Annotated in this window: 22 protein-coding genes and 1 riboswitch; of the genes, 14 read left to right on the forward strand and 8 right to left on the reverse strand. The window is 63.2% G+C overall.

The features are described from left to right. Nucleotides 1-205: 205 nt before the first annotated feature. Nucleotides 206-1,510, reverse strand: a complete 1,305-nt coding sequence (locus tag AB8841_RS03145) for a hemolysin family protein (protein WP_370434407.1) — start codon at nt 1,508-1,510, stop codon at nt 206-208. A 168-nt stretch (nt 1,511-1,678) separates the two neighbouring features. Further along, a riboswitch (glycine riboswitch) is annotated at nt 1,679-1,771 on the forward strand. A 159-nt stretch (nt 1,772-1,930) separates the two neighbouring features. Between AB8841_RS03145 and gcvT the strand changes: the two genes are divergently transcribed. Genes gcvT through gcvPB form a run of 5 tightly spaced genes read left to right on the forward strand, consistent with a single transcriptional unit; the run spans nt 1,931 to nt 6,890 of the window. Continuing rightward, nucleotides 1,931-3,079 carry a glycine cleavage system aminomethyltransferase GcvT gene (gene gcvT, locus AB8841_RS03150; protein ID WP_370434408.1) on the forward strand — a complete coding sequence of 383 codons (1,149 nt, stop codon included), beginning with the start codon at nt 1,931-1,933 and terminating at the stop codon, nt 3,077-3,079. A gap of 18 nt (nt 3,080-3,097) precedes the next feature. After that, a complete protein-coding gene (gcvH, locus tag AB8841_RS03155) occupies nt 3,098-3,472 on the forward strand; it encodes a glycine cleavage system protein GcvH (protein ID WP_370434409.1) in 375 nt (124 codons plus the stop codon). Between the two features lie 16 nt (nt 3,473-3,488). Then, a complete protein-coding gene (locus AB8841_RS03160; protein ID WP_370434410.1) occupies nt 3,489-3,965 on the forward strand; it encodes an OsmC family protein in 477 nt (158 codons plus the stop codon). 16 nt (nt 3,966-3,981) lie between these two features. Further along, a complete protein-coding gene (gene gcvPA / locus AB8841_RS03165) occupies nt 3,982-5,322 on the forward strand; it encodes an aminomethyl-transferring glycine dehydrogenase subunit GcvPA (protein WP_370434411.1) in 1,341 nt (446 codons plus the stop codon). Beyond that, nucleotides 5,322-6,890: an aminomethyl-transferring glycine dehydrogenase subunit GcvPB gene (gcvPB, locus tag AB8841_RS03170; protein WP_370434412.1), complete on the forward strand. Its 1,569-nt coding sequence runs from the start codon at nt 5,322-5,324 to the stop codon at nt 6,888-6,890. Before gcvPA ends, gcvPB begins: the two co-directional genes overlap by 1 nt. A gap of 163 nt (nt 6,891-7,053) precedes the next feature. Here the strand turns inward: gcvPB and AB8841_RS03175 are convergent, their stop codons facing one another. Beyond that, entirely contained in the window at nt 7,054-7,704 is a 651-nt protein-coding gene (locus AB8841_RS03175; RefSeq protein ID WP_370434413.1) for an HAD family hydrolase, read from the reverse strand. A 311-nt stretch (nt 7,705-8,015) separates the two neighbouring features. On the opposite strand from AB8841_RS03175, the gene AB8841_RS03180 reads away from it, so the two are divergent. Beyond that, the gene (locus AB8841_RS03180) at nt 8,016-8,669 is read left to right on the forward strand and encodes a flavin reductase family protein (RefSeq protein ID WP_370434414.1); all 654 of its coding nucleotides are present in this window, start codon (nt 8,016-8,018) and stop codon (nt 8,667-8,669) included. A gap of 42 nt (nt 8,670-8,711) precedes the next feature. On the opposite strand, the gene AB8841_RS03185 is transcribed toward AB8841_RS03180, so the two are convergent. Further along, the gene (locus AB8841_RS03185; protein WP_370434415.1) at nt 8,712-9,656 is read right to left on the reverse strand and encodes a LysR family transcriptional regulator; all 945 of its coding nucleotides are present in this window, start codon (nt 9,654-9,656) and stop codon (nt 8,712-8,714) included. Nucleotides 9,657-9,852: 196 nt separating this feature from the next. Between AB8841_RS03185 and AB8841_RS03190 the strand changes: the two genes are divergently transcribed. From AB8841_RS03190 to AB8841_RS03225, 8 genes are all read left to right on the forward strand, one after another. Beyond that, nucleotides 9,853-10,680, forward strand: coding sequence for an ABC transporter ATP-binding protein (locus tag AB8841_RS03190; RefSeq protein ID WP_370434416.1), 828 nt, complete (start codon nt 9,853-9,855; stop codon nt 10,678-10,680). A 22-nt stretch (nt 10,681-10,702) separates the two neighbouring features. After that, nucleotides 10,703-11,665 carry an ABC transporter substrate-binding protein gene (locus AB8841_RS03195; RefSeq protein ID WP_370434417.1) on the forward strand — a complete coding sequence of 321 codons (963 nt, stop codon included), beginning with the start codon at nt 10,703-10,705 and terminating at the stop codon, nt 11,663-11,665. Continuing rightward, nucleotides 11,655-12,407 (forward strand): ABC transporter permease, encoded by a 753-nt coding sequence (locus AB8841_RS03200; protein ID WP_370434418.1) that lies wholly within the window; start codon nt 11,655-11,657, stop codon nt 12,405-12,407. The genes AB8841_RS03195 and AB8841_RS03200 overlap by 11 nt, the downstream gene beginning before the upstream one ends. Continuing rightward, nucleotides 12,389-13,177 (forward strand): ABC transporter permease, encoded by a 789-nt coding sequence (locus AB8841_RS03205; RefSeq protein ID WP_370434419.1) that lies wholly within the window; start codon nt 12,389-12,391, stop codon nt 13,175-13,177. Before AB8841_RS03200 ends, AB8841_RS03205 begins: the two co-directional genes overlap by 19 nt. Nucleotides 13,178-13,292: 115 nt before the next feature. After that, a complete protein-coding gene (locus tag AB8841_RS03210; RefSeq protein WP_370434420.1) occupies nt 13,293-14,525 on the forward strand; it encodes a CaiB/BaiF CoA transferase family protein in 1,233 nt (410 codons plus the stop codon). A 32-nt stretch (nt 14,526-14,557) separates the two neighbouring features. Then, complete coding sequence (locus tag AB8841_RS03215; RefSeq protein WP_370435518.1) at nt 14,558-15,379, forward strand: p-hydroxycinnamoyl CoA hydratase/lyase; 822 nt, start codon at nt 14,558-14,560, stop codon at nt 15,377-15,379. Between the two features lie 61 nt (nt 15,380-15,440). After that, nucleotides 15,441-16,286: an MBL fold metallo-hydrolase gene (locus AB8841_RS03220; RefSeq protein ID WP_370434421.1), complete on the forward strand. Its 846-nt coding sequence runs from the start codon at nt 15,441-15,443 to the stop codon at nt 16,284-16,286. Between the two features lie 143 nt (nt 16,287-16,429). Then, complete coding sequence (locus tag AB8841_RS03225) at nt 16,430-17,230, forward strand: TIGR03084 family metal-binding protein (RefSeq protein WP_370434422.1); 801 nt, start codon at nt 16,430-16,432, stop codon at nt 17,228-17,230. 235 nt (nt 17,231-17,465) lie between these two features. Here AB8841_RS03225 and AB8841_RS03230 read toward each other — a convergent pair whose 3' ends face one another. The 5 genes from AB8841_RS03230 to AB8841_RS03250 all read right to left on the reverse strand — a co-directional run bounded on the left by AB8841_RS03230 (nt 17,466) and on the right by AB8841_RS03250 (nt 20,188). Next, nucleotides 17,466-17,948 (reverse strand): ATP F0F1 synthase subunit B, encoded by a 483-nt coding sequence (locus AB8841_RS03230; protein WP_370435519.1) that lies wholly within the window; start codon nt 17,946-17,948, stop codon nt 17,466-17,468. 16 nt (nt 17,949-17,964) lie between these two features. Continuing rightward, complete coding sequence (locus tag AB8841_RS03235) at nt 17,965-18,519, reverse strand: F0F1 ATP synthase subunit B' (protein WP_370434423.1); 555 nt, start codon at nt 18,517-18,519, stop codon at nt 17,965-17,967. 218 nt (nt 18,520-18,737) lie between these two features. Beyond that, complete coding sequence (locus tag AB8841_RS03240) at nt 18,738-18,962, reverse strand: F0F1 ATP synthase subunit C (RefSeq protein WP_134494401.1); 225 nt, start codon at nt 18,960-18,962, stop codon at nt 18,738-18,740. A gap of 63 nt (nt 18,963-19,025) precedes the next feature. Further along, a complete protein-coding gene (locus tag AB8841_RS03245; protein WP_370434424.1) occupies nt 19,026-19,754 on the reverse strand; it encodes a F0F1 ATP synthase subunit A in 729 nt (242 codons plus the stop codon). A gap of 62 nt (nt 19,755-19,816) precedes the next feature. Further along, the gene (locus AB8841_RS03250) at nt 19,817-20,188 is read right to left on the reverse strand and encodes an AtpZ/AtpI family protein (protein WP_370434425.1); all 372 of its coding nucleotides are present in this window, start codon (nt 20,186-20,188) and stop codon (nt 19,817-19,819) included. Between the last annotated feature and the right edge of the window lie 185 nt (nt 20,189-20,373).

Raw genomic sequence — 20,373 nt, forward strand, 5'->3', positions numbered from 1 at the left:
GAGGGCGGCACGATCAGAGGCAGTCGGGCTGGTTCCGCTCAAGCGGAGCCGGCCCTTTTCTTTGCATTGCCGGACCTTTCAACGAATATCAGAGTCCTGCCGCCAAAAATGCGGCGCAGCCGAAGAAAAGAGCTGATCTTCCATAAACGGAATCGTCTCTAAGCATCTGATCTGAAAAGTGAAATCCACTTTCGGGTCCGATGCGCTAGAAGCGGGTGACGGAACCCGCCCTCTGGTTCAAGGGCATCGCGAGAACCTTGTCGATCCGGCGCTCGTCCAGGTCCACCACCTCGAAACGCCAGCCGAGCGCGTCCACCTGCTCGCCCGTGCCGGGCAGGCGCTGCAATTCGCTGATCACCAGCCCGCCGACCGTGTGATAGCTGCGGGCCTCGGGCAGGGGCACGCCCAGGACGTCCGCCATTTCGTCGACGGGCATGGATCCCGCGAGCAACCAGGAGCCGTCCTCGCGGCGCACGGCATCGGGCTCGGGCGTTTCGCCGTCGGACCGGAAGGCGCCGACGATCGCCTCCAGGGCATCCGCCGGCGTGACGACGCCCTCGAAATGCCCGTATTCGTCATGGACGAGGGCCATAGGCACCTCCGAATCGCGCAGAACCGCAAGCGCATCGAGAGCATACAGGGTGTCGGGTATGACGGGGGCGCTTTGGATCTGGGAGCGGATGTCCAGGGTCTGATCCGTAAGCATGGCGGCCAGGAGTGCCCGTGACTGGACGACGCCGATGATGTTGTCGGGGGAGCCTTCGCTGACGGGCAGGCGGGAGTGGGGGGTCTCCAGCAGGAAGCTGCGGATCGCCTCCGGATCATCGGCGACGTCGATCCAGTCCACGTCCGTGCGCGGGGTCATGAGGCCGCGCACCGTCCGGTCGCCGAGGCGCAGGACACCGGAGATCATGCGCCGCTCCTCCTCTTCGATTACGCCGGCGCTCTCGGCCTCCCCGACGAGCATCTTGATCTCCTCTTCGGTCACGGTCGCTTCCTCGCCCGAGGACGTGCCCAGGAGGCTGAAGATGAAGCGCGTCGAAGCATTCAGAAGCCATACCGCGGGGGCGGCGACCTTCGAAAGCACCAGCATCAGCGGGGCCATCGTGCAGGCGATGCCCTCGGGGTGACGAAGCGCAAGCTGCTTGGGCACCAGTTCGCCGACGACGATCGACAGGTAGGTGATGAGGCCGATCACGACGCCGAAGCCGAGGGGCTCGGCAAACCCGTCCGGCACGCCCTCGGCACGGAGGATCTGGGTGAGGCGATCGCCCAGGGCCGCGCCCGAGAAGGCGCCGGCCAGAATCCCCACGAGAGTGATGCCGATCTGGACCGTGGACAGGAACCGCCCCGAATCCTCCATGAGGGCAAGGGCCGTGCTGGCCCCGGAGCGCCCCTGTTCGGCCATGGCCTTGAGGCGAGGCCTGCGGGCCGAAACGATAGCGAGTTCTGAAAGCGCGAAGACGCCGTTCAGAGCGACGAGAGCAAGAGCGATGACCAGTTCGAGCAACGGTGCCAGGAGCTGCCGACCGGATCAGGCCGCGCTTTCCCCTTCTGTGGATGATGACCCTAACATGAGGGTTCCGGTGCGATCCGTCAATTAAGGCGGGGAGAGATCCGATGCGGCACCCTGATTTGTTGACAGGATCCGATTTCCTCTTCAGAGCTAAAGGCGCCGATGATCCCCGCGGAAGAGACCGGGCTTTCCAAGCCCGGCGCCGAAGGCGCAACCGCCCCGGAAACGCTCAGGCCAAAGGACCGCGCGGGAGCTGGCACTCTGGAAAGCGGCGATGCATGCAAACGCGTCGCCCACCGACGGGCGTAACCTGCCGCTTAGAGCGGTTTGGGAAATCTCTCAGGTCTCGGGACAGAGGGGGCGCAAAGCAGCGGGCCGCAAGGCTCGATGAAACGCGCACCTTTGAGGAATCCGATGGCCGAGCCAGCGCACAGCGACCAGCCGCTTCTGCAAACCCCGCTTCATGCCGCCCACGTGGCGCTTGGCGCTCGCATGGTGCCCTTTGCCGGCTACGACATGCCGGTGCAGTATCCCACCGGCATTCTGACCGAGCACACCTGGACCCGCGAGCATGCGGGCCTGTTCGACGTGTCCCATATGGGCCAGGCTTTCCTCGTGGCCGAAGACAAGAGCCACGAAACCGTCGCCAAGGCGCTCGAAGCCCTGGTTCCCGCCGACGTTCTGAGCCTCAAGCCCAATCAGCAGCGCTATTCCCAGCTCACGGCGGAGGATGGCGGCATTCTCGACGACCTCATGGTCACCCGCGTCGGCGCGCCGGGACACGAGGGCTGGCTCTATGTCGTGGTGAACGCCTCCATGAAGGCGGCGGATTACACCCATATCCAGGCGCGGCTGCCCAAGGGCGTCACGCTCGCCCCCAAGGATGATCTCGCGCTCATGGCCCTCCAGGGCCCATCCGCCGAGAGCGTGCTGGCCAAGCTCGCGCCGGCTGTTGCCGAGTTGCCCTTCATGATGTCCGCCGACGTGCAGATCGACGGAATCGCGTGCCATGTGTCCCGTTCGGGCTACACGGGCGAGGACGGCTTCGAGATTTCATGCCGCGCGGAGGACGCGGCGAGGCTTTGGGACCGGCTCCTGTCCGACCCGGAGGTGAAGCCCATCGGCCTCGGCGCGCGTGATTCGCTGCGTCTCGAGGCGGGGCTGTGCCTCTACGGGCACGATATCGATGCCGCGACTTCGCCCATCGAGGCCGGCCTGATCTGGTCGATCCAGAAGCGCCGCCGCGAGGAAGGCGGCTTCCCTGGCGCCTCGCGCATTCAGCGTGAGATCAAGGATGGCTCCGCCCGCGTGCGGGTCGGCATCAGGCCCGAGGGCCGGGCTCCGGCCCGCGAAGGCGCCATCATCACCACGCCTGACGGGCGCGAGGTCGGCATCGTGACCTCCGGCGGATTCGGTCCGACCGTCAACGCTCCGGTCGCCATGGGCTACGTGTCGAGGGACGTGTCCGCCCTCGGCACGGATCTCCATCTCGTCGTCCGCGGCAAGCCGCTTCCCGCCAAGGTCGCAGCCATGCCGTTCGCACCGCATCATTACAAGCGCTAACACCCAGAGGAATCGATCATGACCACGCGTTACACCAAGGATCACGAATATGTCCGCGTCGAAGGTGACGCCGGGATCGTCGGCATCTCCGACTACGCCCAGAGCCAGCTTGGCGATGTCGTCTTCGTGGAGCTGCCGAGCGTCGGCAAGACGCTCGCGAAGGGCGACGAGGCCGCCGTTGTCGAAAGCGTGAAGGCCGCGAGCGAGGTTTATGCTCCGGTTTCCGGCGAGGTCGTCGAGGTCAACAGCGAACTCGAAGCCTCGCCCGGCACCGTGAACGAGGATCCGGCCGGCCGCGGCTGGTTCATGAAGATCCGTCTCACGAACCAGAGCGAGCTCGACGGCCTCCTGACCGAAGAGCAGTACCAGGAATTCGTGAAGTCGATATCCTAAAAGACGGGAGATCCCGATGTCGCACGTCTACACGGCCCATGTGCGCTGGATGCGCGGAGAGGACGAGGCCTTCTCCGACAATCGCTACAGCCGCGCGCATCGGTGGTCGTTCGACGGAGGCATCGAAGTCATCGCATCGGCATCGCCCCTGGTGGTGCCGCTGCCTCTCTCCCGCGAAGACGCGGTCGATCCCGAGGAGGCATTCGTGGCGGCGGTGTCGAGCTGCCACATGCTGACCTTTCTCGGGATCGCCGCCAAGAAGCGCTTCGTCGTCGACGCGTACGAGGACAAGGCGCAGGGCCTCATGACGCCGAACGAGAAGGGCAAGCTCTTCATTTCCAGGATCATCCTTGATCCCGTCATCGCGTTTTCGGGCGAAAGGCTCCCGACGCCCGAACAGATCGCCGACATGCATCACCTCGCCCACAAGGAATGCTTCATCGCCAACTCCGTGCTCACGGATGTCGTGGTGGCGGGCGTCCCCTCGCACTGAACCAAGGTTTTAACCGATGCGTTATCTGCCTCTCTCCGACACCGACCGCAGCGAGATGCTCGCGCGCGCCGGCGTCAAAACGGTGGACGACTTGTTCGCCGACGTGCCGAAAAATCTGCTTCTGAAGGAACCGCTCGATCTGCCTCGCCACAAGGGCGAGTTGGAGGTGGAGCGTATCCTTTCCCGCATGTCCGCCAGGAACGTCCCTGCCTCGTCCGTGCCGTTCTTCGTGGGCGCGGGCGCTTATAAGCACCATGTTCCGGCGACCGTCGACCATCTGATCCAGCGGTCCGAGTTTCTGACGAGCTATACGCCGTATCAGCCGGAGATCGCTCAGGGCACGCTGCAATATCTCTTCGAATTTCAGACGCAGGTTGCCGCTCTCACCGGCATGGATGTGGCGAACGCCTCCATGTATGACGGATCCACCGGCACGGGCGAAGCGGTGCTCATGGCGCACCGCGTCACGAAGCGCCGCAAGGCCGTGCTGTCCGGCGGCCTGCACCCGCATTATGCCGAGGTGGTGCGCACTCTTTCCGACATGGCGAGCGACAATGTCGTTACCATGAAGCCGGATGTTGCGGGCGCCGAGGACATCCTCTCGCAGATCGACGACAGCGTTTCCTGTGTCGTCGTTCAGTCGCCGGACGTGTTCGGCAACCTGCGCGACCTGAAGCCGATCGCCGAGAAGGCGCACAAGCATGGTGCGCTGCTGATCGCGGTCTTCACGGAAGCCGTGTCGCTCGGCCTCGTGGCCTCCCCCGGCAGCCAGGGCGCCGATATCGTGGTGGGCGAAGGCCAGTCCATCGGCAATGCGCTGAATTTCGGCGGTCCCTATGTGGGCCTTTTCGCCACGCAGTCGAAATACATCCGCCAGATGCCGGGCCGTCTCTGTGGCGAGACGGTGGACGCGGACGGCAACCGCGGCTTCGTGCTCACCCTTTCCACGCGCGAGCAGCATATCCGTCGCGACAAGGCGACTTCGAATATCTGCACCAATTCAGGCCTTTGCGCCTTGGCCTTCACCATTCACATGACCTTGCTCGGCGAGACCGGATTGAAGCGCCTCGCCCGCGTCAATCATGCCAACGCCGTCAAGCTTGCCGATCAGCTCGGCAGCGTGGAGGGCGCCGAGGTTCTCAACAGGACCTTCTTCAACGAGTTCACCGTGAAACTCGCCAAACCCGCCGCCGAAGTGGTCGAGCTCCTGGTCGCGAAGGGCGTGGTCGCGGGCGTGCCCGTGTCCCGCCTGCTGCCGAATGCGGGTCTCGACGACCTGCTGCTCGTGGCCTCCACCGAAGTGAATACCGATGATGATCGCGCGGCCTTCGTCGCCGCCTTGAAGGAGGTTCTGTGATGTTGAACCGCCAGGGACGTCCCACCACAGCCGGTCAGGCCGGCACGACCGAGCATCCGACCTTCACGGGCAACAAAGCGCTGGCGCAGGTCGAGCCGCTGCTCTTCGAGATCGGTCGCTATGACACCACCGGCGTCGACATCGACGAGCCGGAGGATTTCGAGCCGCGCCTCGGCGGCCTGGAACGCAAGGAAGCGATTGGTCTTCCAGGCCTCTCCGAGCCGGAGACCATGCGGCATTACGTGCGTCTGTCGCAGATGAACTACGGGATCGATACGGGTCTGTTCCCGCTCGGCTCCTGCACCATGAAGCACAATGCGCGCCTCAACGAGCGCATGGCGCGCCTCCCGGGTTTCTCCGACGTGCATCCCCTACAGCCGGTTTCCACCGTGCAGGGCGCGCTGGAGCTCATGAACGAGCTCGCCCGCTATCTCGTTACGCTCACCAACATGACCGCCGTGGCGCTCTCGCCGAAGGCCGGAGCGCATGGCGAATTGTGCGGCATGATGGCGATCAAGGCCGCCATCGAGGCGCGTGGCGAGGGCAAGACCCGCAACGTGGTCCTGGTACCCGATTCGGCCCACGGCACGAACCCGGCGACCGCCGCGCTGATCGGCTTCGTCGTGAAGCCCGTTCCCGCCCGTGAGGACGGTTTCGTGCATGTGGACGACGTGAAGGAGCGTCTCGGGCCGGACGTGGCCGCGATCATGCTCACGAATCCTAACACTTGCGGTCTCTTCGAGCCGCAGGTCGCCGAGATCGCGAAGGCGATTCACGAGGCGGGCGCCTATTTCTATTGCGACGGCGCGAACTTCAACGCCATCGTCGGCAAGGCGCGTCCGGGCGATCTCGGCGTCGACGCCATGCACATCAACCTCCACAAGACCTTCTCGACGCCTCACGGCGGCGGCGGCCCGGGTTCCGGCCCGGTGGTGCTCTCCGAGCGTGTCGCGCCTTATGCGCCCGTGCCGTTCGTGCGGATGGGGAAGGACGGCTTCGAGTTGGTGGAGCAGGCCTCCGATGCGGCCGAGAAGCCTTTCGGCCGCATGACGGCCTTCCACGGCCAGATGGGCATGTATGTGCGCGCATTGTCCTACATGCTCTCGCATGGCGCGGACGGCATGAAGCAGGCGTCGGAAGATGCGGTGCTCAACGCCAACTATATCCGCGCGGGCCTGTCGGACCTCATGTCGCTGCCCTTCGGCGACAAGCCGTGCATGCACGAGGTGCTGTTCGACGACGCATGGCTCAAGGACACGGGCGTGACGACGCTCGACGTGGCGAAAGCCATGATCGACGAGGGCTATCATCCGATGACCATGTACTTCCCGCTGGTCGTGCATGGCGCAATGCTGATCGAGCCGACGGAATCAGAATCGAAGGCGTCGCTGGATCTTTTCATCGCGACGCTGCGCGATCTCGCGATGGCGGCAAAGAACGGTGAGACGGAGCGCTTCACCGGCGCGCCCTACCACGCCCCGCGCCGCCGTCTCGACGAAACCCGGGCCGCCCGCAACCCGGTTCTCAAGTGGACGCCGCCCGCGCCGGTGGCCGAAGCGGCCGAGTGAAGATCCCGACCAAGCGCAAATGCCCGGCCATGAGCCGGGCATTTTCATGAGGCGAGCGGTGGCCGCCGTGCTCATCCTCTGCCATATCGTGGCTCTGGCTTCTCGCCCTCGCGGGGATGAGAGGGGCGTTGATTGAACCATGCCGGTTCTGCGTTGCGCTTTTTTACGCGTAGGCCTGCACCGTGATCGCCAGATCCGCCATTTTCGAAATCGTGACAGGCGCACCCGTTTGCCGAAGCTGCTCGGCATGGCCGGGGCTGCAATGTCCTCCACCGGTGAAGCCGATGACACGCATCCCGGCAGCGATCGCCGCCTGAACGCCTGCCGGAGAATCCTCGATCACGAGGCATTCTTCGGGGAGGGCTCCCATCTTTTGGGCCGCAAAAAGGAACAGGTCCGGTGCCGGCTTTCCGCGGGCGACCTGCGTGGCGCTGAAGACGTTGCCGAAGAGGTCCGCCAGTCCGGTCACACGCAGCGACAGGGCAATGCGTTCCGGCACGGAGGATGAGGCGACGCAGCGCGGATGGGGCAGGGACCGGATGGCCTCGCCCACGCCTGCAATCGGCTTCAGGTCCGTCTCGAAGCGCGCGAAGAGGGCGCTATTGACCCGCTCGGCAAAATCATCCGGCAGCGTGCAGCCGTGATCCGCTTCGATGCGGCCGATCATGTCCCTCATGCTCTTGCCCACGAATTGCCTCGTGATCTCGTCCGCCGTGTAGGGCAGACCGAGAGCCGTCAGAACCTCGGCATCGACCTGACAGGCGAGGGGCTCGGAATCAACCAGGACGCCGTCGCAGTCGAAGATCAGCAGCATGTTGGAACTCGCATGAAGTCGGCACAGGGAAGCGTAGCTCTATCATCGTCGGCACCTGGGAGAAAGGACCGGGAATCTTGGAGCATCGGACCCGATTCCGGAGCCGGTGCCGGGTTACAGCCGAGCCCGCCGATGGCGCGGCACCTGACCCGGCTCATAGGTAAAATCTATAGCATCGGAAGGAATTTCGTGTTGGTCCTCATCCGGGTCTGCGTCCCATAGTGGGGAAAATCCGCCTCCGCTCCGTGTGTGAGGTCAGTTCCAAACGGTTGGATGAACGCATGCCTCAAGGGGGAGTTTCAGTGGAGTCCGTGTCTCTGAATAAGACCTCTGGTAACGAAGATCATTACTTCTATGAGCCCGCCTTGGGCCATGGGTTGCCCCACGATCCGTTCAAAGCGATTGTCTGCCCTCGTCCGATCGGCTGGATCTCCACGTGCGATTCCAAGGGGCGGGCCAATATCGCGCCCTACAGCTTCTTCAACGCGGTCTGCGATGCGCCTCCGGCCGTCGCCTTCGCCAGTGACGGATGGAAGGACAGCGCCCGGAACATCGCGGAGACGGGCGAATTCGCGTTCAACTTCGTCACGCACGAGCATGCACAGCTCATGAACCGGTCCTCCGTCCGGTTCGAGAAGGGCACCGACGAGTTCTCCGAAGTGGAGATAGAGCGCAAGGCCTGCCGGAAGATCTCGGTCCCACGGGTGGCGAACAGCCCGGCGGTGCTCGAATGCAAGCTGATGAACATCGTCGAACTGCACGATATCGAGGGACGGAAGACCGAATATAAGCTCGTGATCGGCCAGGTCGTCGGCGTGCACATCGACCGCGCGTTCCTGCGGAACGGATTATTCGATTTCGCGGCCGCGCGGCCTATCATGCGCGCGGGATACCGGGGCGAATACGTTCAGGTCGCTCCGGATGCGCTCTTCACCATGCTGCGCCCGCCCGGATCCTATCTCTGAAGTCCCGGCATTCCGGCTGTTCCTGCATGAAGCGACAGCCGGTCAGGCAGGCCGCTTGGAGATGAGGCTCGGGTGGCTGTCGAGGATCATCTGATGGACGACGTCCCGAATTGTCTCCTCGGCGGCCGACAGGGTACGGTCGGTGTTCCAGACCAGATTGAGCTCCCGGGTGACGGCAGGCGAGACGATCCGTCTGGCGCTCAGCCGGCCTTGGCTGACCCTGTCACGGACACTGTCCAACGGGAGCACCGCAACGCCGATCTCTCTTTCCGCCAGCTGCTTGACCACGGACACCGCCTGGATCTCATGGCTGATGGAGAGCGGAATGCTGTTCCCCTGGGCGAGCTTGCTCATCTGCGCCTTCAGTCCATGCGGGGCGCCTGAACCGTTGCCGAGCAGGATGAGGCGGTACTGAGCCAGTTCCGAGAAGTCGATGGGGTCGGTCGTCTTGCCGATCACCTTCGGGCTGCCTACAGCATACAAATTCTCTTCGAACAGACGCGTTGCGGTAATGTTCTCGGCCTTTGCAAGATCATAGCCGCTGATCACGGCGAAACTGATTCCTTCGTTCGCCTTCGAGATGCGGGCGAGGAGGGACGAGCTCAGATCCTCGATCACATTGATCGAAATGCCCGGATAGTCGCGCGAGCAGCGCTCGATGGCGGAAGCCGAGATCGCTTCGCTGAGACCGGGCGTCAGCCCCAGCGTCACCTGCCCTCTCAGGCCCTCCTCATAGTCCCGCACCGCATTCCGCGCTTCGGCGACATATTCCAGAATAGTCCTAGCTTTATTGAAGAAAATCCGCCCCGTCTCGGTCGGCTCGACGCCACGGGAATGCCGCACGAGGAGATTAGCCTTCAGTTCTGCTTCTAGGTTTTTGATCTGCTCGCCGATCGCGGGTTGGGATATACGCAGAACCTCCGCCGCCTTCGTGAAGCTGCGCAGTTCGATCACCTTTACAAAGTAGGAGAGCTGACGGAGCTCCATTGCCGGGTTCCTATCTCACCTGACCGCGCCTTCGTAATCTCGCGCCTATCTATATCACGGTTGCTTCGCCGAATGCCAACTGGCCCCTCGTCTCGCCAGTGCCCATGGTCCGACACCTTTGGCTCGCATAGGTATTTCCGATTGGATTCCTTCTCCCACGATTTCTATGCTGATCGAAATAACAGGGTGAGGAACGATGACCGAAACTGCCACCGCACTGATTCAGAGACGGACAGGTTCTTCGGCTCTGGTTCTCGATCATGTCTCCAAGGCATATGCCACCGAAGACGGTGGGGTTCTGGCGGTTGCGGATATCTCCATCAAGGTTCCGGAAGGGGAGTTCCTGTCCATCATCGGCCCGAGCGGCTGTGGCAAGTCGACCCTGTTCCGGATCCTGGGAGGCTTGGTCGACGACTGGAGCGGCATGGTGCTGGTGAACGGCAAGCCCGTCGCGACAGCCGATCGGGCCATCGGCATGGTCTTCCAGGAGGATTCGACGTTTCCCTGGCGCACGGTGCTTGAGAATGTGGAGTTCCCGCTGGAGGTCGCGGGCGTCGGCAAGGCTGAGCGACGGGAGCGCGCCCGCTATTTCCTGGAACTCGTCGGCCTTCATGGTTTCGAGAACCGCTACCCGGCGCAGCTCTCCGGCGGCATGCGCCAGCGCACGGCGATTGCCCGCACGCTGGCCTACGAGCCGCGCATTCTTCTGATGGACGAGCCGTTCGCCGCGCTGGACGAACAGACCCGGCTGCTCCTGGGCGACAAGGTTCTGCAACTGCACAGCAAGCTCAATCAGACGACGGTGCTGATCACGCACAACATCACCGAGGCCGTGCAGCTGTCGGACAGGGTCGCGATCATGACCTACCGGCCGGGGCGGATCAAACGGATGCTCGATATCAATCTGCCGCGGCCGCGCAGCTCCGAAATCGTGTCGAGCGAACAATTCGGGCGCTACGTGGCGTCGATCTGGGGCGACTTAAGGGAAGAAGCCAGCAAGGGACTGGCCGCATCGGAACGGTAAAAACCGTAAGGGAGGACTTGTCATGACCATCAAGGCACTACGCTCAACACTCTGCATTCTCGCATTGCTCGCATTGCCGATTTCGCAGGCCTCGGCCGCGGATAAACTGAAACTGGCCATCAGCCAGAAGGGGCAATGGGACACCGCGATGGCCGAGTTCGGCATGCGCGAAGGATTCTTTCGCGATGAAGGCATCGAGCTGGAGCTGTTCTATACGAACGGCACCGCCGAAACACAGCAGGCCGTGATCTCAGGCAGCGTCGACGTCGGCATCGGGGTCGGATTCCTCGGGCTCCTGGCCGCCTATACAAAAGGCGCTCCCGTGCGCGTGATCGCGAGCGAATGGACGGGCGCCAGCGACTTCTTCTGGTATGTGAAAAGCGACAGCCCGGTGAAGAGCCTTGCCGATGCGGACGGAAAGACCATCGGATTCTCGACACTCGGCTCTTCGAGCAACCTCGTGGTTCTTGCTCTTCTCGACCAATCCAAGGTCAAGGCCAAGCCGACTCCGACCGGTGGCACGGCCGCGACGATGACTCAGGTTCTCTCGGGACAGATCGATATCGGCTGGTCCCAGGCTCCGATCGGGCTGCAGGAAGTCAAGGAAGGCAAGCTGCGCATCGTGGCAAAAGGCTCCGACGCCAAGGCGATGGCGGACCAGACGACCCGCGTCTCCATCTCGACTGCCGACGTGCTCGCGGCCAAGCGCCCCGCACTCGAACGCTTCATGCGGGCCTATAACAAGACCCTCGATTGGGCCTATGGCGGCACGAAGTCGGTGGAGTATTTCGCCGCGGAACTCAAGATACCGTTCGAACTCGCCCTCGCGGCGCGCGACCAGAACTACCCCAAGGATGCCTTGAGGTTGGATGTCGTCCGCGGTCTCGAGCCAACGATGCAGCAGGCCGTCGAACTCAAGCGTCTCTCCGAGCCGCTGACCCAGCAGCAAACCAACGAACTGATTCAGATCATCCATGCGAAATGACCCGGTTCCGTTCCAATCCTTTGCACCCATCGTGATCGTCGGACTATGCGTCCTGATCCTCGAAGGGGTGATGCGCCTCTCGCTCGTGTCGCCTCTCATCGTCGCCGCGCCGTCGCAGGTCGTGGGGAGTTTCCCGCTTCTGTGGGACGAGCATATCGGCCTGAGATTTCTTCAGACCTTCGCCGAGACCCTGCTGGCGACGACTCTCGCTATGACCATCGGTGGACCTATCGGATGGCTGCTTGCGAGGAACGCCAAGCTCGATCTGGCTTTCCGCGGCTGGGTGGCAGTCGCATCCTCGGCGCCGCTCATCCTCATGTATCCGCTCTTTCTCGTCGCGTTCGGGCGGAACATGGGGACCGTCGTGGCGATTGGGGCCGTGTCGGCTCTGGCCCCGATCATCCTGAAAACCAGGGACGGCCTCACCGAGGTCAAGACGGTGCTGATCGAGGTCGGGCGCAGCTACGGATTGTCGGAGCAGAAGCTGTTTCGCATGATCATGCTTCCTGCCGCTGCTCCATCGATCATCAACGGCCTGCGATTGGCCATCATCTTCGCACTCGCGAATGTCGTGGCGGTCGAGTTCATCATCAACTACGGCGGAATCGGATACCTCGTCGGGGAGATGGCCGATCGTTACGAGATCCCGGGAATGTATGGAGCCATTCTCGCGGTCATCACGGTCAGCACTCTGTTCTACTATGTCACGGAGAGGATCGAGCGATGCCTACGTCCCTTCTGAGGATCAGCGCTCCTTCGACAACGACGGCGATGGACGTCCTGTGGCTGCGCACGAGCTTCGCGCTCATCGTGATCGGAGCCTGGGAGCTTGCGGCGGTATCGGGACTGATGCTTCGACAGGTTCTTCCCGGCATCAGCGAGATCGTGTGGACGGTTGGCCTCCTCGTGTTCAGCAAGGCCTTCTACCCGCATCTGGTGACCACGCTCGTGGAGGTCGTGGCATCCATCGCACTCGCCTTGATCGCCGCCGCAGCCGTCACGACCCTGTGCGGTGCGGTTCGCTTTCTGCGCGAAGGACTCTCACCAATTCTCTACTATCTCGCGCCGACGCCGAAGATCATCTTCTTTCCGATCGCGCTGACCGTCTTCGGCGTCGATACCGGCTCAAAGATCGCTATCGGGGCATTGTCGGCCTTCTTCCCGATCGCGATCAGCATCCTGGCCGGCCTCGTACGGATCGAGCCGGTCTATCTCGATGTGGGCCGCAGTTTCAAGCTCACCCCATGGCAGATGATCGCGAAGATCTATGTTCCGTGTCTCTGGATTTCCGCGCTGACCGGACTGCGTCTGGGTACGGGGCTGGCCATCATCGGCGTTCTGCTCGCCGAAACCAAGCTCGCGTCCCACGGCCTCGGGCATCTCGCGATCCAATACTACAACGCGTTCAAGATCACCGAGCTCTACGCCGTTCTGGTGATCACCTTCGTGCTTGCAGGCTTCATCAACTGGCTCATCTCGCTGGCGGAAAGAGGAATGCCCCGCGCGCGATGACCGGCATTCCTGCGCCGGACCGACGGAAAGCGACATTCTCTCGAGCTGTCGCCGCCGCCATTCCGCGCATGGTCGCGCAGGTCGTTCGGTTTCACTTCGGAGAATTGTGACATCCATGTCTGCTATGCCGCTTTCGGGAATTCGGGTTCTTGATCTTACCTCTGTCGTCGTCGGCCCTGCCTGCACGGTTCGGCTGGCGAACTACGGGGCGGATGTCGTCAAGGTGGAATCCTTCGAAGGCGACCAGATGCGCGTCTTGGGAGGACCATCGCCGACGGGCGAGCATTCGGGATCCTATCTGCATTTCAACGGTGGCAAGAGATCGATCTGCTTGAACCTGAAGCAACCGGCCGCCCGCAAGATCGTGTCGCGCCTTCTGGACGTCGCCGACGTGTTCGTCTCCAATATGCGTCCGGATGCGCTCGCTCGTCTGGGTCTCGATGCCGACCGCTTGAGGGACGAGCATCCGCGCCTCGTCCACTGCACCATCACGGGCTTCGGCCCGGGAGGTCCGTATCGCGGCCGCGCCGCTTACGACAGCGCCCTCCAGGGTGCGTCCGGAATCGCCGGCTTGTTCAATCGGCGGGATGGCCACCCCAAATATGTGCCTCTCCTGATCTGCGATCACGTGGTCGGTGAGATCGCGGCTGGCGCAATTCTGTCGGCACTCTTCGACCGGGAGCGCACGGGCCGCGGAACGAAGCTCGAAATTCCCATGTATGAGACCATGGCGGCCTTCGTACTGCAGCAGCATCTTGGCCCGAAGACCTTCGAGCCGGCGCTCGGCGCGGTCGGCGACAGCCGCGTGCTCAATCCGGACAACCGGCCGCTCCAGACCGCCGACGGATGGATCAGCCTGACGGCGAACACGGATGCGCAGACCCGGGCCTTCCTCGAGGCCATCGGGCGCGAAGACGCCATAGACGATCCACGTTTCAGGACGACCGCCGACCGGTATCGCCACGTCGGTGAGTGGTTCGCCTTGCGCAACGACGCCCTGAAGGCGCGGAAGACGGCGGAATGGCTGGAGCTCTTCGCCGCATACGACGTGCCGGCGATGCCGTGCCACACCCTGGAGACGCTGCTCGATGACCCGCATCTCACGGCGGTCGGGATCCTCGGCGACATGGTCCATCCGACCGAAGGGCGCATTCGCGGCATCCGGCCGACGATCCTTAACGACGATGCCGTCGCGCCTGTCGGCAGGGCGGCCGGGCCCATCGGCTGGGACACGCGATCCGTTCTTTCGGAACTCGGCTTTTCGGCGGGCGACATCCAGGAATTTCGTAAGGCCGGTGTCGCGAGGGTATATGAGCCCGCCGGCGGCGCGGCGGGAATGGTTTCGTGACATACGAACTCAACAGCTGGAAGGCGACGCGCATGTCCTGGAAGAATGTGCTGGTGGATTTCGAGGACGGGGTCGCCTGGGTGACGCTGAACCGCCCGGAGAAGCGCAATGCGATGAATCCGGAGCTCAACCGGGAGATGGTCGAGATCCTTGACGCACTGGAGACGGACGATCGCTGCCGGGTGCTGGTTCTGACGGGGGCAGGGGATTCGTTCTCCTCGGGCATGGATCTGAAGGAATATTTCAGGGAGACGGACGGCAAGCCTGCGGCCGTTCGGGACCGCATCTTCCGGGCGGCGGCCGACTGGCAGTGGCGTCGGTTGAGATCCTATCCCAAGCCGACGATCGCCATGGTGAACGGGTGGTGCTTCGGCGGCGGCTTTACGCCGCTCATCGCCTGCGATCTCGCTCTCGCCGCGGAGGAGGCCCATTTCGGTCTGTCCGAGATCAACTGGGGCATCATCCCGGCCGGTAACGTCACGAAGGCCATCGCGACGGTCGTCGGCAACCGTGCGGCACTTTATTACATCATGACCGGCAAGGTGTTCGACGGCAGGCGTGCTGCGACGCTGGGACTAGTCAACGAGGCCTATCCTATGGGCAACCTGCGCGCGCAAACACTGTCTCTGGCGAGGGTGCTGATGGACAAGAATCCCGTCGTGCTGCGGCACGCCAAGACCGCCTTTAAGAACATCGACGTCATGGATTGGGAGATCGCCGACGATTATCTGCGCGCCAAGCAGGACCAAACCCGTTTCCAGGACACGGAACGTGGCCGGGAGCGCGGCATGCAACAGTTCCTCGACGAGAAATCCTACCGTCCCGGTCTTGAGAGCTATCGTCGGGGCGAATAGCGCCGGCGTTCCGTCCACCGGACGATCAGAAGGGCGCGTGGGACCCTTGATGCGAGACGACATGCACCATTCTTCATCCGCCGAAAGGCAGGTCGGTGACCTGACCGTCTGGGCCGTCAGCGATGGACATCTCGCGGCGGACCTTTCCGTCCTGTCCAATCTGGAACCGGAGGAGGCCGGGCGGCTGACGGGCGTTGGCCGTTTCGACCAGGTGCTTCTGCCGGTGAACACCTTCCTGATTCGACTCGGGTCGCATTTCGCCCTGGTCGACGCGGGCGCCGGTCGCGCGGCAGGTCCGGCACTCGGCAAGGTCATCGAGAACCTGGAGCGGCTCGGTGTGCGTCCAAGCGAGATCCGCACTCTGTTGATGACGCATCTCCACCCGGATCATTCGAACGGCCTCGTGGATCAGGACGGCCATGCCGTCTATCCGGAGGCGGAACTCCTGCTTCATGCGCGGGAGGCGGAATTCTGGCTCGACGGCGCCATCAATCGTTCCGTCAGCGAAAGAACCCAGAGAAACATGGCGGCAGCCAGGCGCGCGACGGCCCCTTACGGAGGGCGTATCCGCCGTATCGAGGACGCGGAGCAGGTGCTGCCCGGCGTGACGGCGGTCGCGCTTCCCGGCCATACGCCCGGGCATACCGGATGGCTTCTGCAGTCGGGCGGCGAGCGCTTGTTCCTGTGGGGCGACATCGTGCATTTCGCAAACGTTCAAACGGCTCGTCCGGAGGTCTCGCTCGTCTTCGACGTCGATCAGGCCGCCGCTCGTGCCATGCGCACCGAAACCTTCGAAAGAGTTGTCCGGGAAGGTTTGACCGTCGCAGGAGCCCATCTGCCGTTTCCCGGCTTCGGAACCGTTGTGCGGGAGGCGGATGGATATCGCTACCGGCCTGACGGCGCGTGACGAATGCGACGTATGCGGACCGACTGGAGCATCGGACTGAAAAGTGGGTCCACATTTGGGATCGCATCCGATGCTCCCTTCTTGGAAAGAGCGCAGCGTTCGAGCGGCCCTCCGGGTCCGCACGATGCGCCAGGGAGTGGAGAATGCTGGAGCAGATCGTCGATTTCCGAGATGAGGCATCCGCGCTCGCCGGATTGTTGGCGCGGTTGAACGAGGGGGATTGGGAGCGGGTGACCCAGTTCAAGGAGTGGACGATCAACGACGTGATCCTCCATCTCTATGCGAGCGACTGGATGGCGGCTGCCTCAGCCCGATCGGCCCACGCGTACGAGGAGATCCGCGGCGACGTGCGCCGCAGGCGCGAAAGCGGCCTCTCCATGATCGAGGAAACGCGGCTGCGATTTCCGGACTTGAGGGGCGCGGGCTTGTTCGAGCGCTGGAAGGAGCAGGTCGAGGATCTGTGCCGCCTCCTCGCCGCGAAGGATCCGACGGAGCGGCTCACCTGGTCGGGGCCCGGGATGGCGGTGCGCATGTTCGTCACGGCGCGGCAGATGGAGACCTGGGCCCATGGCCAGGAGATCTACGACGCCATGGGAATCGAGCGCGTTGCCCACGATCGCATCAGGAATATTGCGGTCATCGGCGTGAAAACCTTCGGCTGGAGCTTCTCCAACCGGGGCCTTCCGGTACCGGAACAGCCGCCACGGGTCGAACTCACCGCCCCGTCGGGAGCACTGTGGGTCTGGAACGAGGATGCATCGGCCGATGTTGTTTGCGGGACAGCCGTGGAGTTCTGCCAGGTGGTCACGCAGGTTCGCAATGTCCGCGATACGAATCTCTCGGTTCAGGGAGAGGCGGCGGCCCAATGGATGCGGATCGCTCAATGCTTCGCGGGCCCGCCAGCCGATCCGCCGGCGCCGGGATCGCGCTACACGGCCACTTAGAGCATCGAACGCAAAAGTGGAAACCGGTTTTGCGTGCAAAGATGCTCAAACCAAAAGGCTCCAGCATCGAACGCAAAAGTGGGAACCGGTCTTGCGTGCAAAGATGCTCAAGAACACAGGCTTGCAGCAACCGATGTGGGCCCGATTCCACGTCCGATACTATAGGGCGCAGGCCGAATGCAAAAGGCCGCCCGGAGGCGGCCTTGAAAGCGTCGGCGCGGGTGCGCGGGAAGCTTTACTGCAGCTTCGTGCGTACGTCGCTGAGACCCTGGCTCACCAGCGAGGCAGCCGTGTTGCCGGTGATCTCCTCGCGCAGTACGCGCTCGGATGCCTTGATCGCGGCATCGACAGCGGCGGCGCGAACCTCGGCGGAGGCCTGAGCCTCGGCCTGCGCGATCTTCGCTTCGGCGGTGGCCGTACGGCGCTTCACGAAGTCGGCCATCTTCTCCTGGGCCTCGTGGGCCAGGCGCTCGGCCTCGTCCTTGGCGGCGGAGACGATGTCCGCGGCTTCGCGCTCGGCGGCGGCGCGCTTGGACTCGAATTCCCTGAGGAGCTTCTCGGCATCCTCGCGCAGGCGCTTGGCCTCGGCGAGTTCATCGGCGATGCGCTTGCCGCGGGAATCGAGCTGATTCAGCACTTTCCCGGGAACGCCGTAATAGAACAGGATGCCCCAGAAGATGACAAAGGCAACGGCGACCCAGAATTCAGCACTCTGCAACATGGTGTGTCTCCGATCACGCGTTGATCTGGTCGAGGGCGGTTTCGACAGCCTGCGGGGCCGGAGCCTTGCCGGTCAGGCGCTCGATGATGGCGCTCGCCGTATCGCGCGCGATCCCGCGCACATGGCCCATGGCTTCCGCCTTGCGGCCGGCGATGGTGGCCTCGGATTCGGCAAGGCGCTTGTTGAGGTCGGCTTCGAGAGCCTTGCGCTTGGCGTCGCTTTCCGCGGCGAGCTTGGCGCGGGTTTCCTGCGCGAGAGTCTGGGCGCGGCCCTTGGCCTCGGCGAGAGCCTTCTCGTAGGCAGCACCGGCTTCCTCGGCGCGGGTCTTCATCGCGGCGGCGTTGTCGAGGTCGCGGGCGATGATGGAGCGCCGGTTCTCGATGATGCCGGACAGGCGCGGCAGGACCAGCTTGGACATCAGAGTGTAGAGCACCGCAAAGGTGATCAAGAGCCAGAGGAGCTGACCGGCATAGGTGTGCGTCTCGAAGGGCGGGAAGCCGACATCCTCATGAGCGCCACCGTGCGCTTGGGTTTCGGCGTGGGTCGTCTGAGCCTGAGCCTGGGCCATGGAGCAGATCCTAAAAGGATGAGTTATCCTGGAGCATAGTACCTTCCGGCCGGGCCGGACTACACGCTCATCTTTGTTTTCGCATCGTGTCCGCGAAGGACCGGGGCCCGTCTGCGCGCACGATGCTTGAAAATAACGAATGACGGCGGAATGCCGCCGTCACTCGAGTCGAGGCGAGGCACTGGCCGCGCCCCGACCTCCCGATCACCGTCTTGGACTTAGGTGAAAAGCAGAACGAGAGCGACGACGAGGCAGAAGATGCCGAGACCTTCCGCGAGCGCCGCACCGATGAAGGCGCGGGCGAACTGGCTGTCAGCAGCCGACGGGTTGCGCAGCGCGCCCGACAGGAAGTTGCCGAAGATGTTGCCAACGCCCATGGCGGCGAGGCCCATGCCAATGCAGGCAAGGCCCGCGCCGAGGAACTTGAAAGCAACCGGATCCATTGTGAACTCCTTGAGTAGTCTTTGACCGGGAGGGGGAAGGGAAGAAGCTAACGCAGCGCAGACCTAGTGGCCCGGGTGCAGCGCGTCGTTAAGGTAGATGCAGGTCAACACAGTGAAGACGTAGGCCTGCAGAGCGGCGACGAGGAACTCGAGCGCCATGAGAGCAACCGCCATGAGAAGCGGCAGCGGAGCGAGGATCGTCAGAGCTCCACCGGCGCCCAGGAGCGCGGCGACGAAGCCGCCGAAAACCTTCAGTGCGATGTGCCCCGCGAGCATGTTCGCGAAAAGACGCAGGGACAGCGAAACCGGTCGCGACAGGAACGAGATGACCTCGATGACCACGATGAAGGGCAGGAGCCAGACCGGCACGCCCGACGGGACGAAGAGGCCGAAGAAATGGGTGCCGTGTTTGACGAGGCCGTACACGACGACGGTGCCGATGACGAGCATCGCGAGCGCGAAGGTCACGATGATGTGGCTCGTCACGGTGAAGAAGCCCGGGATCATGCCGAGCATGTTCGCCGTGAAGACGAACATGAAGAGGGAGAAGACGAGAGGGAAGAACTTCATGCCTTCCTTGCCCGTCGCGTCCGTGAGGGTTCCGGCCACGAAATCGTGCAGGACCTCGGCGACCGACTGGCCGCGGCCCGGAACGAGGGCGCGCTTGCGGGTCGCCACCATGAAGCCGCCCACGATCAGGGCTGCTGCGCCGATCATGAACAGCGACGAATTGGTGAAGCTGATCGCCGGGATGATGGGCTTGATCTGGAATTGTTCGATCGGGCTCGCCATGATCAGCTCTTAAATCTCGCTGTTGTTCAATGCCGTTAGGCTGTTGAAAGTCGGGCTTCGGATTACCGTTTCTCGTCATACTTTGCCGGCTTGACCAGTCCGGCTGCCCTCAAGAGGTTGAGCATGCCGGCACAGAAGCCGAGTATGAGACAAACGATCAGGCCCCAAGGTGAAGTCCCGGCGAAGTGATCGACGAGCCAACCGATGACCCCGCCAGCGACGACCCCTGCGACGAATTCGGCCGAAAGCCGGAAGGCTTGGCCCAATGCACGGGAATCAGAAGTCTGACGGTTGCGAGGTTCAGGCTCTGCCCGATGAGCGGATGCTTGAGAGATCCGTGCATCGAGAGATTTCAGCCTCGCGGACAGGTCGGCGTCATCGGCACTGCCCGGTTTCCGCTCATCTCCACCATTCCGCTTGTGAGGGTCCGCCATTGCGATCTCCTTAAAAGCGTTGCGGGAAAATGCTTGGAAGCCCAGCCCCGAAAGCCGGGCGCAACATATGGGCGGGGGGCAACCCTGTCAAGGACCCTCTCAAAACATCTAAGTTATTGAAAAAGTTAATAAAAGAACGATTTTGCGCGAGCTTGGCCCGAAAGCCCACACGTTTTTGAGGCCGA

This window comes from Microvirga sp. TS319 (genome assembly GCF_041276405.1).
GTDB lineage: Bacteria > Pseudomonadota > Alphaproteobacteria > Rhizobiales > Beijerinckiaceae > Microvirga.